This is a genomic window from Leuconostoc inhae (assembly GCF_019656015.1).
Lineage (GTDB): Bacteria > Bacillota > Bacilli > Lactobacillales > Lactobacillaceae > Leuconostoc > Leuconostoc inhae_A.
Genome location: NZ_BPKW01000013.1, coordinates 1 through 15,916 on the forward strand (window position 1 = coordinate 1; position 15,916 = coordinate 15,916).

Consider the following 15,916-nt stretch of genomic DNA (forward strand, 5'->3'; position numbering starts at 1 on the left):
CATAAAAAGCTCCTATATTATATTATCTCGGATTTCGTCCTAGAAAGAAAGTAGTCCGGAATTTCAGTATAGGAGCAGTATTGGAAATCAGATATAATTTAGTTGTCGAAATTAATGTTAATGATAGTCGTGCTGATCAAAATAATATCAATGTATTGGATATGAAAATGTCATTTGTCAAATAGATTATTTTATCAAAACAGTAAATTTATTTACTGTTTTTTTGTGACAATTAATTTTAAATCATGGTAATTAACATGCCATTTTACATGGCAAATCATTCAAATATATCACTATGTTAACATAACTAAGTGAATCAAATTTTTTTAGCCATTAATAAGTCAGTTTGAGCATCAGTACCTAAGTTAAATCTATGTTCCCCCACAACTTCGAATCCTAGATGATTATAAAACAATTTAGCATTTTCATTGTATTCCCAGACACCAAGCCATATTTGTTTTTTGTTTAATTCAAACGCTTTTTCTAGCGCCAAATTAAACATTTTACGGCCAAGTCCTTTTTTCTGATGACTTTTTCGAATATATATACGTTCAATTTCTAGCGCATCAACAAACTCACTTTCAGATTGTGCGTTTTCAACATTTAATTTTAAATAAGCCATTTTTTCATTGTTTTTGTCATAAAAAATATAAAATAACGAATTATTATTTTCAATTTCCTTTTTTAACTTTTCAAGTGAATAACTTTCTTCCAAATATTGATACAAATCACTTTCATCACTTTGACTGCCATAAGTATCTGTAAATGTTTCAATGCTAATTTCTTGTAATTCGTAAACTTGAGCTGCTGTTAATTGCTTGATTTCCATTTTTTGTACTTCCCTTATTTTTAATAACATTGTGATGAGAATATTATTTTATTCACACGAAAAATTTAATTATATTCGCATAAAAATATATTTTATCATAAGATTTGCTCCAGTTCAATCTTTTTTAAATTTGATATGATGCTCTTTTGACGTAATTAAAAATAATAAATTATAGACGTTCTTATTAAAATTAACAATTCTTATCACAACAATTTTTTGTTTAAACAAAGTTGTACTTTAACAAATAAAATCTAATAATCTATCCCAATCATTGGATTTTATTTATACAAAACTAACATCATATTTTATATTTTGACTGATTAACCAACAAATTAAAATCTGGCAGCACTTGTTCAAATAACGAGGTTGTCGCGTAAAAAACATATTTCCCTTGCTTTTCACTTGCCACCAATTCTGCCTCTTTCAAAAGTCTGAGTTGCTTAGAAACATTAGATTGAGTATACGATAGTAGTTGCGCAAGTCCTTGGGTCGTATTCTTCTCCTCATGCAAGTGAGACACAAGTTCGATTCTTGCAGGGTCACTTAGCGCAAAGAATACTTTGCTCAGTTGTTCGATATCTAATTTTTTGTGCCGGTTACTGAGACAATCATAGGTAATAAAAATACCCTTAGAAAAGGTTTCCGCAAATAAATGAGGATAAGTGAAATAACTTGGCACAAAAAGCAAAGAATCGGCGTTTTTTAACTGAATATTAGCATCAAAAGGCTTTAAAATCATCAGTTTATTATCTTTAAATTGCATACGTTCAATTTGAAGTTGGTTCAAAAAACCTTTAAACCCGACGCGATGCATGATTTGACTAGCACTTTCAATTTCTTCTAAAAGTATTTGTTCAATATTTTTGTCATACCAATAATCATCAAAAATTAGCGTTCTATATTGACTTATAAAATTGAAAAAACGTTTATATACAGCGTCTGAATCTTTTAAAATGTCTGAAATAATATTTTCATTATGGCTCAGCTTAAAATCTCCCCATTCCAACCCTTTAGCTAATTTAGGAATAAAACTGTTTTCCCTGTTTTTAGTCATCACAGTCAAAAGATTAACCATTTCATCATCTGTCACTGCATTAAGTTTATCCCTTAATAATACAATTTCGTTATCTAAGTTAGTGATAAATATTTCAGTGCTCGGTAAAAACAACGTCGGCGTTCCTAATTCATAAATTAAACGAAAATAGTGTAAGTCATTATATAATGCTGATATCATTTTCTGTTGCGTCTCCACAATCCATTTCATATGAAGGCCATGATGTCTAGGATTAAGTAAAATATGCAACGAACGAAACAATTCGTTGAGCGGAGAAAAAACAAACTGAACCCTTTGCGTCAGTGTTTCTTCTGTTTGGGTAGAAAAATTCTCAAAATTTATTTCAATTGCCATGTAAACACCTTCCTCGATTGAATAATATGGAAATCATTACTTATATCGTATCATTTCTTTGTGAAAAAGCGCATGATGAAATCAGTAAAAATAAATTTTGGAGGCTGATTTTATGATTAAAAGTATCAAAAGTTGCTATATACAGGTGCAACTCTTATGAAGATAATTAATAAATCAAAAATCGAGAATCTTATTATTCTTGTTGCTTGTATTGGCATGTTTCTTTCAACCCTTGATACAGGAATAATGAATATTGCGCTACCATTCCTCACACATCACTTTGAAACGACAAATTCTATCGCAACCATCAGTATTTCAGGCTACACAATGACTCTTGCGGCCGTCATCATGTTTTTTGGTGTACTGAGTGATAAGATTGGGAAACTTAAAGTTTCTCTGTACGGTTTCATTATTTTTGGATTAAGTTCCTTGTTGGCAGGGTTTTCAGTAAATATTGACATGTTGATCTTTTTTAGGATTTTTCAAGGAATCGGAGCAGCAGGACTACAAGCTACCTCTATTACTATGATTACAACTTTTGTAAATAAAGAACGGCTACATACAGCGATTGGTATATTAGGTATCGCAATAGGGCTTGGCCCAGTCCTAGGACCAACAATAGGTGGACTTTTTTTATCTCTTGGCGATTGGCGCTGGATCTTTTGGATGAATGTTCCGATTGTTTTGATTTCTCTATTAACAACTATTTTTTTATTTAAAAATGTGAAAGAGCATCTAATCGTGCAACACAAAATTGATCGTATAGGTATGATGTTAAGTGCAGTAATTATTATTTGTTTACTTTCAGGTTTATCCTTTGTGCAAAGTAATGTTGCTTTAGCTGGATTACTCATACTCACAGCCATTATTTTCACATGGATTTTATTCAAAATAGAACATCATCAAACAAATCCATTATTTAGCCTGAAATTATACAAAAAGAGTCAACACTTAGGCCTGTTTCTACTCGAAACAATGACTTTCGGCTTTGCATCAGCACTGATTTTTCTTTTTCCACCTTTTCTACTCGAAAAACATCTAGGAGTAAGTGCCGGTTTAGCTGGCCTATTTGTACTTGGAACACCTGTTGGACTCGTTATTTTCTCGAGAATTAGTAGTAAGTTGAACAAAGGAAATAAAGGTAGAAAATTTGTTAGTATTGGTTTTATTATGATGACACTTTCATTTATTTTATTGTTTGCATGTCATACTCTGCTGACACCATTCCTAGTAACAATCTTCCTTTTCATTTACGGTATTGGTGGTGGCCTCTTTCAACCCGCAAATATTGCGCTCATTTCTAAATCCGTGCCAATCACGATTCAAGGAGAAATAGGGTCACTTCAAAGAATGGTACAAAACATTGGTATTTCTACTGGCGTCACCATTGGTGGTGTGATTTTATCATTACATGATTCTTTATTGCAGAATATCAAGATTGGATGGCTTTTAGGTGCAATAGTTCTTGTCGTAATAATTATAATTGATTGTTTTTCTAGCGATCACAATTGATCTACATTTCGAAATAGAGGGCAAACAAAAAAGCATCCTAAGGATGCCCACATGATCTCAATGACCGTCACGGTCATCAAAATAACGTTTAATTGCAAACATTACAACTGCCACACAAATTGTGTTGAACAGTTGTGTTAGTTCTTGGAAGAAATATATCATGGAGTTTTCACCTCCTTGCCGTTGCGTATAGTAGGAAACAACAGCTTTTTAAGTATATCATGTTTTGAAATGTCACCAATAAAATGCTATAATGTAAGCAGGAAGAAATACATGGAGACTCACCTCTCTAGTAAAAAAGGGCTAGTGCGTAGGAACACCAGCTCTTTTTTGTTTGGCATTTTTGGGTTTAGATAGGCTACATTATGGTGACTATAAATGTAAAAGTGCTTTTAATTTTCTTTGCCAAGTGTATTTAAAGCCCATAGTGTTGACTGCATAAAATCTGTTTAATATAGCCAACGTACGAATATTAAGTAAAAATACTCCCCAAATGGATCAGCCCAAAAAGACTTGAATATAAGACAACAGCTTCTATTTGAACTTCTTTTGAAAACATAACCCCCTGAGTTTGATTTTCTCCAACTCAGGGGGTTCAGTTCAACACTTAATAGCTGAGTCAATTTTTGTTTACAATCTACTGTTCTTTTTGTCTCAACCCAACACCCGTCACAGCTGATAATACTGACATGACTGGTGACAATAGGGCAAATAATGTAAATGGCGCAAATTCAATCACTGGCACGCCTAATGTTTGTGCAGCAAAGCCGCCTGCCACGCCCCATGGTACCAAGTAATTCATGACTGTCCCTGAGTCTTCAATTGTTCGACCGAGAGCCAATGGTGATAACGCAACTTTTTTAAAGCTCTCTTTAAACAATTGCCCTGGTAAAATTGTTGCCAAATATTGTTCGCCAACTAAAAAGTTAGCGCCAATTCCCGTCAATAATGTTGCCAATATAATTGAACGTTGTGTCTGTAAATGGACAACAATGGGTGCCATGACACGTTTCAAAATACCCAATCCGCTTAACAATCCACCCAAGGCAAGTGCCAACATAATCATCATAATCGTTTCCATCATGGCAGACATCCCCCCACGATTAAGCAATGACATCAACGTTGCGTTAGTACTTGTTGTATGAAAACCGTTCACTAATAAGTCAGCCCAGGCCTTCAAGCTATGCTGTGTTAAAAACATGACACTTGATACTAAAACGTTGATCATCAGAGCAGGAATAGCAGGCAATTTAAACCATGCCGTTGCAACCAATAACACGAGTGGCACAATCGCCCACCATGTCGGTTGTAGCAAAGGTAGCAACGCCGTAATCTTACGGGTAGCATCTGCATGAGTTTGATGCCCTAAACTCATAACAATCGTCACAATAAACGTTAAACTCCAAGCTGGTACAGTCGTCCACATCAGATTTTTGATATGTGCAAATAAATCCGTTTCGGAAATGGCACTGGCTAAGTTCGTTGAATCTGATAATGGCGAATTCTTATCACCAAAAATTGCCCCTGACAACACAATCCCAGCAACTATGGCTGGATTGATACCCATCAATGTGCCAACGCCCATTAGCGCAACACCAACTGTCGATAGCGTCGTAAATGCGCTACCGATTAGTGTGCCAATAATTGATGTTGTAATGAAAGCCGTCGGCAAGAAAAAAGCAGGTGTTAAGACTTTAAAGCCAACCCAAATCATTGTTGGAATCACTCCGATTGCCAACCATAAGGCAATGAGTGCACCAATTAATAAGAATAAAAATAATGGCGTCAATCCTGACTCAACACCCTTAATCAGCGCTGTTTGGCTAGCTTGCCAAGAAATACCCCTAAAACGGGCAACGACCATAATCATACCAATGACAAGTAAGATCGGTGCAATCGGTGCCAGCCCAAAGCCAATCACACCAACTGCCAAAATCATAACTGTCGCGACAACTAGTGCCACTGAAGTTCCTGTGTTTAATTTATTATCCATACCACTTCTCCTGTCAATTTTTATATTGTGACAATAAAAAAGTCCCCGCTGTCACATTGACAGAAGGGACGAATTGACATTTAAAAATCCGTGGTACCACCCAGCTTACGCGCTAAAAAACGCATCACTTTGGCATTTGATAACATGGTGCTGCCATGCTTAAATCGATAGCTGTATTTCGAATATTAACACCTGTGCAGTTTTCACCAACCACTGCTTCTCTTCACGCCGAATGTCTATTCTACTCAATAATTGCTAATTTCAAGTAAGTTAAGTCTACTATGCCACTGAATTTTTGTCAACACGGCATTTTTCACCAAAACACGTCCACAAGGAAACCTAATTATTTAATATCATGCCATTGCCAATTGACAACGTCTGGTAAATCGGTCCCTTTATCACAAATATAAGCAGTATGCTGCGCGAGTATCGTATCCATTTTCTGATTGAATTGACCAGCTGCATCAGCATAACGAGTTGCATTAATGGCATCCTTAGCTAAGTGAAACCGATCAAGTTCATTAAGTACACGCATATCAAAAGGTGTTGTAATGTCACCATTTTCACGATAACCATGAAAAATAACGTGATGATTATGGCGATCATAAAACAAATCGCGAGCGAGACTTTCAAAACCATGAAAAGCGAAAATAACTGGCTTATCAATCGTAAAGTAACGATCAAATTCGTCGTCACTCAAACCACGACTATCTTGATCATTCCCCTTTTTACGCAGTTTCAGTAAATCTATAACATTTATGAAACGGAATTTTAAATCAGGAAAATTATCATGCAATAACGAAATAGCTGCTAAGCTTTCCATCGTTGCTTCAGTACCACCAGCTGCAAAAATAATATCCGGCGCAACATTATTATCATTTGAAGCCCAAGGAATAATTCCTAATCCATTATCAACTAATTTAGTTGCTTCATCGATTGTAAACCATTGGGTTCGTGGATGTTTAGAAGCAACAATAATATTGATTTTATTACGGACCTTGAATGATTTATTCATCACAGCCAAAAGTGAATTTGCATCGGCTGGTAAAAATTCATTGACAAACTCATGTCCTTTTTCAGCCATATGTGTCAACATACCTGGATCTTGATGCGTATACCCATTATGATCTTGTTGAAAAGCATGAGACGCGTTGACAATATTTAACGAGGGATAATCATGACGCCAAGTCTGTTCTGTCGCCTTACGCAGCCACTTATAATATTGTGTGAGCATAGAATCAACAACACGCGTAAAGGCTTCATATGATGCAAAGAAACCATGTCTTCCAGTAAGAACATACCCTTCGAGCCAGCCTTCAGCTTGATGTTCAGATAATTGTGCATCCAGTATACGACCTGAATGTGCCATAGCTTGGTCATTTGGTGTATGAATATCTTGCATCCATTGACGATTAGTCACCTTAAATTCATCCCATAAGCGGTTTGACATTGTTTCATCTGGACCAAATTGTCGGAAATTAGAGGGATTTTTTTCCATGATATCAGCAATAAAAGTTGAAACAATTTGTAGATCCATTTTCTGCGTTTGATTATTTTTAAGTTCATTGCTAGCAACCGCAAATTTCTTATAATCAGGCATTTTTAACAGCTTTGTATTAATACCGCCATTAGTGATGGGATTCATCGCCATACGCTGATTTCCCTGAGGTTGATTAACACGTACAATATCTGTTAATGTCCCATCTTGATTAAATAATTCTTCTGGTTTGTAAGAAGTCATCCAATCAGTCAACATCGTTTTATGTTCTAAATGGTTGGCATCCACAGGAATAGGCACTTGGTGGGCACGAAAAGAATTTTCAATTGGGTTTCCTGCCAAATCTTTCTTTGGCCCTGTCCATCCTTTGGGTGCACGTAACACAATCATTGGCCAGATTGGCAATGATTCGTCATCCATTTGACGGGCATTCTGTTGGATCGCTTTAATTTTTTCTACTGCCGTATCAACTGCTTTAGCCATAGCACCATGGGCTTTAAAATTATCACTGCCATCAGTCTCGACAAATAACGGCTGCCACCCCATACCTTCGTAATACTTTTCAATATCATTGTCACTCATTCGCGACAAGATTGTCGGATTCGAAATTTTAAAACCATTAACCTGCACAATCGGTAAAATAGCACCATCATGAATCGGATTAATAAATTTACTGGAAAACCATGATGCCGCTAGAGGACCCGTCTCAGATTCACCATCACCCACTTCTACAGCAGCAATTACGTCAGGGTTATCCAAAATAGCACCAACACCGTGAGAAATTGAATAGCCTAGTTCACCCCCCTCATGCATTGATCCAGGCGTTTCCGGCGCAGCATGAGAAGCAATGCCACCTGGAAACGAAAACTGTTTAAACAAGCGTTGCATGCCCTGAATATTCTGAGTGATATTGGGGTACATGTTCGTATATGAACCATCCAAATAGGCATTAGATACCATTACTTGGCCACCATGACCCGAGCCTTCTATGTAAAACATATTCAAATCATACTTCAAAATAGCACGATTTAAGTGGGCATAAATAAAGTTTTGTGGGGCAATTGTTCCCCAATGCCCAATCGGTTTTATTTTGACGTCTTCAGAGGTTAATTCACTTTGTAGTAACGGATTTTTCCTCAAAAAAAGTTGACCAACAGATAAATAATTAGCAGCTCGCCAATAAGCGTCAACATAGTTTAAATAATCTTTTGAATCGTAATCAATTGTCATTTGTTCTCCTTCACAAACTACTTTTTAATCTTTTTTAGGCAGTCACAACGCCTTTTCTACTATAAAATATCGGTAAAATAGTTTTCCAAAAATACCGCAACGCCATCATCTGCATTTGACAAGGTCACATTGTTAGCAATTTTTTTCACACTTACAACAGCATTTTCCATCGCCACACCCACACCTGCAGATTGAATCATCTCTTCATCATTTTCCTCATCACCAAAAGCCATAATATCAGACCATTTAAATTCAAAATAAGAAATAAGTTTTTCTAAGCCATTTTTCTTATTAGTTCCTCTTGGTAAAAATTCAAGCAAATCACGTCTTGATCTAACAATTGTTAGATTATCAACTGTCTTCAGAAGCACACTAATTTTATCTATTTTAGTCGGATCATCTTGGCAAACAAATTTATAATATTTTTGGTCTGGTAACTTTGCAAAATTCAAATCACTGAATGTCATAGGCGGACCAATATAATTTTCATAAGTTGATTTACCAAGTTCAGTAATTGAATACGCTTGTTGCAGCGAGACAATATCAAGTGGAAAATGGTATGTCATCGCCAAATCATAAATAGGTAAAATATCTTTTTTAACCATTGCATGGCTAAATAGTGTCTTTTGATTTGCATTATTGACAACAACTGCACCATTAAAGTTAATCGCATAATCATCTGCTTGTAGCAGATCAAGTTGTCTGATAAAAGGAAGAATTCCTTTTATCGGTCGGCCAGTAGTTAGAACAATTTTGATACCTTTTTGGTGAAGATTTTTTAAAACCAACTCACTGCGCAAGCTAATTTCTTTTTGTGGATTTAATAATGTATTATCCAAATCTAATGCAATTAATTTTGTTGCCATAAGCTAATAACATCCCTTTTACCAAATCAATAGTCACTTCATAGATAGTTAGAGCAGATAAAAATGCTTTTAATTATCTTTAAAATCAGCTATGGTGATTCAAAATGTTTGATATGTTTTAATCATATGAGACTGCCTCCTACCCCTATCTAAATTTAAACACGCTGATTTCTATTTGTAAAATAAATATTTATAATGACTTGTATTAACAATATAAATATAAACCGATATTTGTTCATAATAAAAACCCACAACGTCAAATGTTGTGGGCTATCTTCAATACTATGACACATATCTCAAATATTTTAATACTACTGAAATGTTACGCCAAAAATAGCAATCAATTCAAAATTATATCTATGCCACTGAATTTTTGTCAACACGTCGCGCCATGGTCAATGCTAACAGCCCAGTGATAATTATCATTACAATAAAAACCGACAAAAATAACGTATTTGTCCATCCGTGATCCATCATAACACCCGAATATATCGGTCCAACAACACGACCAGAACTAATCATCATTGACACAAATCCTTGTGCCTGTCCAGCAACTTCTTTGGGTGTCATTTGGGCAACCCATGCCGGTACTTGCGGACTTTGTAGCATTTCACCAATCGTTAATAATTCAAAGACTAATACAATTTGCCAAAATTCTTCAACAAAAATCAAAAAGAAAAAGCTCAGCGCAAAAATAACACTCCCTAAAATAACAGACACATGGTACGGGTGTTTATTTGCCCAATTTGAGACAAATTTCTGCAACACAATAATTGTGACACCATTAATCATCCATAAATCAGCATAGTTCCGCGTTGGCATGCCTAGTGTTTTCATATGTGGTGCCATAACTGTTTCCCAAAGCATGTAAGATAAATAGGTAATAAATAAGAGCGCACCAATAGCAATTAAAACAGGTGTTAATTTAAATTTTTTCTTTGTACTTGTTGGCTTGTTGCCCTGTTCTTCTTCGTTGTTAACTACCGGATCAGCATCGTCCACCGACACATTAAATTTAGTAATAATAATCAACATTAATCCAAAATAAATGGCCGTCGAAATCATCATCAGTAAGCTGAACCCATAATCAAACAAATAACCAACAGCTAACGTTCCCAAAACAACACCAATATTTAAAACAATATACATATTATTAAATATCACACGCGTTTTTTGACCAGATATAGTTGTCGCAAATGAATTTACTAATGTCTGCTCAATGCCCATACCAAAATTTGCTATCCAGATTAAAATAGCAAATACTGGCCATTTATTAAAGAATATTAGGCTAGCCACCGCTGTCAAAATGATGATACTGGTCAAAACCATAGCAGCATAAGGGCGCCAGTGATCAAATAATTTACCACCAACAAAAGAGCCAAATAAACTCACCATGGCCCCAATCATTAAAACAACGCCAGCGGTTGTAAAACTTTGATTCAAAACACCAGTGATGTACAAAGTCATAACAGGCCAAATCATAGAATTCCCTGTACTTGACAGCAAGGTACCTATAAGTAGCCATTTTTCATTGAGCTGTCGCGGTTTATCAGCTAAACTTGTTTGCATAAATCCTCCAATTAGTAGGTTTATTGTAGCATAAAAAACAGCTTAGAATGAGCTATTTTAAGCTGTTTCAACAAAAATTATATTATGTAAAATTGTACGTTTCAGATACTGTCATCTTACCATGAATTTTTTTAAGAGGCGTCTAATTGGCTTGCTAAAAATAGCAGAATTCAAAACGTATTGATGCCTGACTGTGGTCGTTCTTAACCCACCTGCTTTGAGTAACTCGGCTACCTCAATTGGCTTAATTGGTTCATCAGGTTGATAGCGCCAATGATTGGTCTTTAAATCAATATGGATGACATAATAATTTTTAGTATTATTTTTACTCGGTGCGTGGGCAATCAGCGTTTGACCAGCGTACTGACCAATATCTAATTGTCGTAAAATTTGTTGTTGTTTTGGGGTAAAATCGTTAATTAACATTTTTTCCTTACCTAGCAGTTGACGTGTTTGTGAAAACGCATACTTTCTAACTGATTTTGCGTTATAATAATAGTTGAATTCAATTCTAATATTAAGGGGAACATTATGGTTTCAGAAATCAAGACATTGGTAACATTTTTTGGCGGTACTGGTGATTTGGCAAAGCGCAAGCTTTACCCATCAGTTTTCAACCTTTATAAGAAAGGTTACCTACAAGAACACTTTGCCATTGTTGGCACGGCGCGTCAAGAACTAACGGACGAAGAATTTAAACAATTAGTTCGCGAGTCTATTGCAGACTTTACAGAAGATCAAGATCAAGCCGAGGCATTTATTGCCCATTTCTCATACCGTGCACATGATGTCACAGATGCTGCTTCATATGGTATTTTGAAAGAAGCGATTGAAGAAGCTGCTACAAAGTTTGATATTGACGGTAACCGTATCTTTTACATGTCAGTTGCCCCACGCTTCTTTGGTACAATTGCAAAGTATCTCAAGTCTGAAAACTTACTGGCTAATACTGGTTACAACCGTTTAATGATTGAAAAGCCCTTTGGTACATCATACACGACCGCTGAAGAATTACAAAATGATTTAGAAAACGCCTTTAAAGATGATCAATTATTCCGTATTGACCACTACTTAGGTAAAGAAATGGTTCAAAACATCGCTGCTTTGCGTTTTGGAAACCCAATCTTTGATGCCGCTTGGAACAAAGACTATATTAAAAACGTACAAGTGACTTTGTCAGAAGTATTAGGTGTTGAAGAGCGTGCCGGCTATTACGATACAGCTGGCGCATTGCTTGATATGATTCAAAACCATACCATGCAAATTGTTGGTTGGTTAGCTATGGAAAAGCCAGCATCATTTAACGATAAAGACATCCGTGCTGCTAAAAATGCTGCTTTCAACGCATTGAAAATTTATAATGAAGAAGAAGTCAACAAGTACTTCGTTCGCGCACAATATGGTGCCGGCGATTCAGCTGATTTCAAGCCATACTTGGAAGAATTAGATGTCCCTGCTGATTCAAAGAATAACACCTTTATTGCTGGTGAACTACAGTTTGATTTGCCACGTTGGGAAGGTGTCCCATTCTATGTCCGTTCAGGTAAGCGTTTAGCTGCTAAGCAGACACGTGTCGATATTGTCTTCAAAGCAGGCACATTTGACTTTGGTACAACACAAGAAGCACAAGAGTCTGTTTTGTCAATTTTGATCGACCCTAAGGGTGGTATAGAATTCAAGATTAACTCAAAGTCTGTTGAAGATTCATTCAACACACGTACTATTGACCTTGGTTGGACAATTTCTGATGAAGATAAGCAAAACACACCAGAACCATACGAACGTATGATTCATGACACAATGAACGGCGATGGCTCAAACTTCGCTGACTGGAATGGTGTCGCAATTGCTTGGAAGTTCGTTGATGCAATTTCAGCAGTTTATACTGCCGGTAAAGCACCGCTTGAAACTTACAAGTCAGGTTCAATGGGACCTGAAGCATCTGATAAGTTGTTAGCCGGTAACGGTGACGCTTGGGTGTTTAAGGGATAAAATTAATATATAACTAAAAGCGCTTAGAGAATTTTACCTCTCTAAGCGCTTTTTTTCACCCTAATTGAATCAAATGAACAGGTAGATCGACCATTTGTTCCAAGTTATGTGATGTCATAACGACTACTTTTTGACGATCCTGTACCAGAGAAGCAATCATGCTCAAAATAATTTTTGTATTATCAACATCAACACCACTAGTCGGTTCATCAAAAATATACAGCTTTTTTTCCAACAAACACTGCCCGTATGTTAAGACCATTTGTCGCTCACCGCCAGATAATTTGCCCATTTCAACCTGCCATATTTTATCCAATACCCGTTTTTTAATTATTTGAAATGTTGTATTTTCTGTTTCAATCGCTGGGTTACCAAGTTGTCGATACATTGTAATCGTCTGGGCAACACTAAGTGTTGTAAAAAAATGAATATGCTGCAATTGATAGGCAATTTCAGCTTGTTTGGGTACATTGATTTTATCGCCTTTGGCCGCTTTTGGACCAACACCCGCAATAAAGTCTAACAGTGTCGTCTTACCAGCGCCATTAGCACCCGTAATCACATTGATTTCTTGATTAGAAAATTCAACCTCCAAATTCTGGGCGAGAACACGATCAGCATAACGTAATGAATAATTTTTTATTTGCATATGTTAATCTCCTAACTAGACCCGATCAATAATCGAATGAACTGATAATTTCGACGTGCCAAACCACCCGAACAAACCATAAACCACCGTGACAATCAACCATATTAAAATCATACTATAATCAAATGTATGATTAAAAAACAATGACAACGTCTGGAAAGAAGTTTCAACCGTATAGGTTAGTGGATTAAGTAAGGATAGTATGTGACTAATCGATCCACTTTTTGGTAAATTAATCAGGGCAAACAACCCAAACAATAAAATAGATACCAGAATATTAATTGATTCAATTTTAACTTTTAACAAAAATAACAGACTACTAATCAACGCCACAGGTACAGAAACAATTATAGCCGACAACATGCCAGCTAAAAGCAGACTAATATGCCAATTATGAAAAACTGTCATCACTACCACATTGAAGATAATCAATTCACCATTTAGAACTGCCAGTTGCACTAAAAAATTAGCGATGAGTATTTTCCATTTAGAACCAACAATAAAAAATAATTGTTTATAAAAACCATTTTCTCGTTGCGCAATCATGGCAACAATCACATTATTTAATATTGTCACCATAATAATGTAGGCCCAAAAATAACTAATCACTAAATTAGTCGATTGGCTGAAACTGACAGCAGGGCGAGACCAGTATTTGCCATTTTGGTATAAAAAATAAATCGTTGGTAATAGCAAGTTAAACACAAAGACAAATTTATTACTCAACAGATTAATGACATATACTTTGCTCAGTGCCCTTATATCGTTCATATTTACTCCCAAATAATTAATATATTTATGATAAAAAAATCATTTATATCATCATAACACAATAATCAACTCATGTTATCTATTTTAAGGTCAAAAAGCCAATGACAACTGTCGTCCCAACATCAATTTTTGAGGTCACTGTAATGTCACATGATAATTTATTCAACACTAATTTTGATAAATATAATCCCAAGCCACTCGATTTTTTATCTAGTCGACCATTATAACCAGTAAAACCATGTGAAAACAACCGTGGTAAGTCTGAAGCTAATATGCCAATACCACTATCTGTAATACGTAATTGTTGATCAGTTATTTCAATTCTTACCCCACCTGTTTCCGTGTATTTCACCGCATTATTAATAATCTGCTCTACAGCTACCGCCAACCATTTAGCATCGGTTTGAATCGTTGCTTCACCGACAATTATCACCTTTAAATCCTTATGAATAAACTGAGCAGCATACTTTTTAATCACCATATTAACTAACTCACGGATATTCACAACTTCAAAACGAAAATCAGTTGTTATATTTTGAACGCGAAGGTACTCAAGCAGAATAGTCAAATAATTTTCTAATTCAAATGTTTGCTTTTGAAGCTCCGGTAACCGCGTTTGCGCAATCAAATCTAAACTCGCTAATGGTACTTTCATTTGGTGCGTCCAGACACGCATAATATCCATAAACGCTTTATCTCTCTGCATTTGCGCTGCCAATTTCGTACTAATTTGTGCATTTTCTGATTGTAAATCACCTAAATATCGTTGTTCGTGTCGAAATTTTTGATAATCAATCGTTGCGTAAATAATAAGCATTAACAAAAACAATAAACTTGCATTTAGAAGCGATGTCATTGGTAACTGCCATAAGAAAAAAGTACATAAAAATAGACTCATCCCCACAATAAGTGTTAAAAATAACCCCAATTGTCGTTTTAAATACTTACCCCAATACATAGCCAACCCCGCGTACTGTGTGAATTTTATCAAAATTAATGACCGCTACTTTTTTCCGCAACCGTGCCATATTAACATGCAGTGTATTAGCGTCGATGAAATCGTCATTTTCCCACAGCTTTGCCAACAAGAAATCCTTAGTTACAACCGTTGTGCCATGTTCAAATAACGTCTGCAGTATTTTTGTTTCCGTTCCTGTTAAATCAATTTTAGCCTCAGCGCTAATCAACTGACTATCAACTAAGCGATATCCAGCAAACATCAACTCTGACGCACTAAAATTGTAACTACGGCGTAACAATGCCTGCACTTTAGCATTCAAAACAGCTAAATTAAACGGTTTAGCAACAAAGTCATCAGCACCCATACTCAATGCCATCACTTGATTCATTTCATCATTAGCACTTGAAATGAAAATAATAGGCACTTTACTAATCTGACGTAACGCTGCTGTCCAATAAAAACCATTAAAGTAAGGTAACGTGATGTCCATTAATACTAAATCAGCATGTGCCTCAGTTATTTCTTGTACGACAGCACGAAAATTCAGCGTTGTCGCAACGCTGAATTCTCTGGATAATATATCTTTTAAACTGTCGACAATACTCGTGTCGTCTTCAACAATAAATATTTTTTGCATA

Annotated in this window: 13 protein-coding genes; 2 read left to right on the top strand and 11 right to left on the bottom strand. The window is 35.7% G+C overall.

Annotated features, from left to right (window positions below; genetic code table 11):
* Window positions 1–316 precede the first annotated feature (316 nt).
* A complete protein-coding gene (locus K5Q14_RS07835; protein WP_220735243.1) occupies window positions 317–829 on the bottom strand; it encodes a GNAT family N-acetyltransferase in 513 nt (170 codons plus the stop codon).
* A 298-nt stretch (window positions 830–1,127) separates the two neighbouring features.
* Window positions 1,128–2,237 carry an ArsR/SmtB family transcription factor gene (locus K5Q14_RS07840; protein WP_220735244.1) on the bottom strand — a complete coding sequence of 370 codons (1,110 nt, stop codon included), beginning with the start codon at window positions 2,235–2,237 and terminating at the stop codon, window positions 1,128–1,130.
* A gap of 156 nt (window positions 2,238–2,393) precedes the next feature.
* Here K5Q14_RS07840 and K5Q14_RS07845 point away from each other — a divergent pair, with 156 nt between their 5' ends.
* Window positions 2,394–3,749, top strand: coding sequence for an MFS transporter (locus tag K5Q14_RS07845; protein WP_220735245.1), 1,356 nt, complete (start codon window positions 2,394–2,396; stop codon window positions 3,747–3,749).
* A gap of 637 nt (window positions 3,750–4,386) precedes the next feature.
* Here K5Q14_RS07845 and K5Q14_RS07850 read toward each other — a convergent pair.
* The 5 genes from K5Q14_RS07850 to K5Q14_RS07870 all read right to left on the bottom strand — a co-directional run bounded on the left by K5Q14_RS07850 (window position 4,387) and on the right by K5Q14_RS07870 (window position 11,331).
* Entirely contained in the window at window positions 4,387–5,742 is a 1,356-nt protein-coding gene (locus K5Q14_RS07850; protein WP_220735246.1) for a Na+/H+ antiporter NhaC family protein, read from the bottom strand.
* Window positions 5,743–6,085: 343 nt separating this feature from the next.
* Window positions 6,086–8,470 carry a phosphoketolase family protein gene (locus tag K5Q14_RS07855; RefSeq protein ID WP_220735247.1) on the bottom strand — a complete coding sequence of 795 codons (2,385 nt, stop codon included), beginning with the start codon at window positions 8,468–8,470 and terminating at the stop codon, window positions 6,086–6,088.
* 59 nt (window positions 8,471–8,529) lie between these two features.
* Window positions 8,530–9,336, bottom strand: coding sequence for a Cof-type HAD-IIB family hydrolase (locus K5Q14_RS07860; RefSeq protein WP_220735248.1), 807 nt, complete (start codon window positions 9,334–9,336; stop codon window positions 8,530–8,532).
* A 357-nt stretch (window positions 9,337–9,693) separates the two neighbouring features.
* Complete coding sequence (locus tag K5Q14_RS07865) at window positions 9,694–10,905, bottom strand: MDR family MFS transporter (protein WP_220735249.1); 1,212 nt, start codon at window positions 10,903–10,905, stop codon at window positions 9,694–9,696.
* Window positions 10,906–11,016: 111 nt separating this feature from the next.
* A complete protein-coding gene (locus K5Q14_RS07870; protein WP_220735250.1) occupies window positions 11,017–11,331 on the bottom strand; it encodes a hypothetical protein in 315 nt (104 codons plus the stop codon).
* A gap of 105 nt (window positions 11,332–11,436) precedes the next feature.
* On the opposite strand from K5Q14_RS07870, the gene zwf reads away from it, so the two are divergent.
* Entirely contained in the window at window positions 11,437–12,897 is a 1,461-nt protein-coding gene (gene zwf, locus K5Q14_RS07875) for a glucose-6-phosphate dehydrogenase (protein ID WP_220735251.1), read from the top strand.
* A gap of 55 nt (window positions 12,898–12,952) precedes the next feature.
* Here zwf and K5Q14_RS07880 read toward each other — a convergent pair whose 3' ends face one another.
* The 4 genes from K5Q14_RS07880 to K5Q14_RS07895 form a co-directional block, all read right to left on the bottom strand.
* Window positions 12,953–13,546 carry an ATP-binding cassette domain-containing protein gene (locus K5Q14_RS07880; protein ID WP_220735252.1) on the bottom strand — a complete coding sequence of 198 codons (594 nt, stop codon included), beginning with the start codon at window positions 13,544–13,546 and terminating at the stop codon, window positions 12,953–12,955.
* 15 nt (window positions 13,547–13,561) lie between these two features.
* Window positions 13,562–14,317 carry a hypothetical protein gene (locus K5Q14_RS07885; RefSeq protein ID WP_220735253.1) on the bottom strand — a complete coding sequence of 252 codons (756 nt, stop codon included), beginning with the start codon at window positions 14,315–14,317 and terminating at the stop codon, window positions 13,562–13,564.
* A 79-nt stretch (window positions 14,318–14,396) separates the two neighbouring features.
* Window positions 14,397–15,275, bottom strand: coding sequence for a sensor histidine kinase (locus tag K5Q14_RS07890; RefSeq protein ID WP_220735254.1), 879 nt, complete (start codon window positions 15,273–15,275; stop codon window positions 14,397–14,399).
* The gene (locus K5Q14_RS07895; RefSeq protein ID WP_220735255.1) at window positions 15,262–15,915 is read right to left on the bottom strand and encodes a response regulator transcription factor; all 654 of its coding nucleotides are present in this window, start codon (window positions 15,913–15,915) and stop codon (window positions 15,262–15,264) included. Before K5Q14_RS07895 ends, K5Q14_RS07890 begins: the two co-directional genes overlap by 14 nt.
* Window position 15,916 lies beyond the last annotated feature (1 nt).

What these genes read in the sequence shown, in the direction of transcription:
- K5Q14_RS07835 (WP_220735243.1), bottom strand. Translation starts at nt 829, where the DNA reads ATGGAAATCAAGCAATTAACAGCAGCTCAAGTTTACGAATTACAAGAA.
- K5Q14_RS07840 (WP_220735244.1), bottom strand. Translation starts at nt 2,237, where the DNA reads ATGGCAATTGAAATAAATTTTGAGAATTTTTCTACCCAAACAGAAGAA.
- K5Q14_RS07845 (WP_220735245.1), top strand. Translation starts at nt 2,394, where the DNA reads ATGAAGATAATTAATAAATCAAAAATCGAGAATCTTATTATTCTTGTT.
- K5Q14_RS07850 (WP_220735246.1), bottom strand. Translation starts at nt 5,742, where the DNA reads ATGGATAATAAATTAAACACAGGAACTTCAGTGGCACTAGTTGTCGCG.
- K5Q14_RS07855 (WP_220735247.1), bottom strand. Translation starts at nt 8,470, where the DNA reads ATGACAATTGATTACGATTCAAAAGATTATTTAAACTATGTTGACGCT.
- K5Q14_RS07860 (WP_220735248.1), bottom strand. Translation starts at nt 9,336, where the DNA reads ATGGCAACAAAATTAATTGCATTAGATTTGGATAATACATTATTAAAT.
- K5Q14_RS07865 (WP_220735249.1), bottom strand. Translation starts at nt 10,905, where the DNA reads ATGCAAACAAGTTTAGCTGATAAACCGCGACAGCTCAATGAAAAATGG.
- K5Q14_RS07870 (WP_220735250.1), bottom strand. Translation starts at nt 11,331, where the DNA reads ATGTTAATTAACGATTTTACCCCAAAACAACAACAAATTTTACGACAA.
- zwf (WP_220735251.1), top strand. Translation starts at nt 11,437, where the DNA reads ATGGTTTCAGAAATCAAGACATTGGTAACATTTTTTGGCGGTACTGGT.
- K5Q14_RS07880 (WP_220735252.1), bottom strand. Translation starts at nt 13,546, where the DNA reads ATGCAAATAAAAAATTATTCATTACGTTATGCTGATCGTGTTCTCGCC.
- K5Q14_RS07885 (WP_220735253.1), bottom strand. Translation starts at nt 14,317, where the DNA reads ATGAACGATATAAGGGCACTGAGCAAAGTATATGTCATTAATCTGTTG.
- K5Q14_RS07890 (WP_220735254.1), bottom strand. Translation starts at nt 15,275, where the DNA reads ATGTATTGGGGTAAGTATTTAAAACGACAATTGGGGTTATTTTTAACA.
- K5Q14_RS07895 (WP_220735255.1), bottom strand. Translation starts at nt 15,915, where the DNA reads ATGCAAAAAATATTTATTGTTGAAGACGACACGAGTATTGTCGACAGT.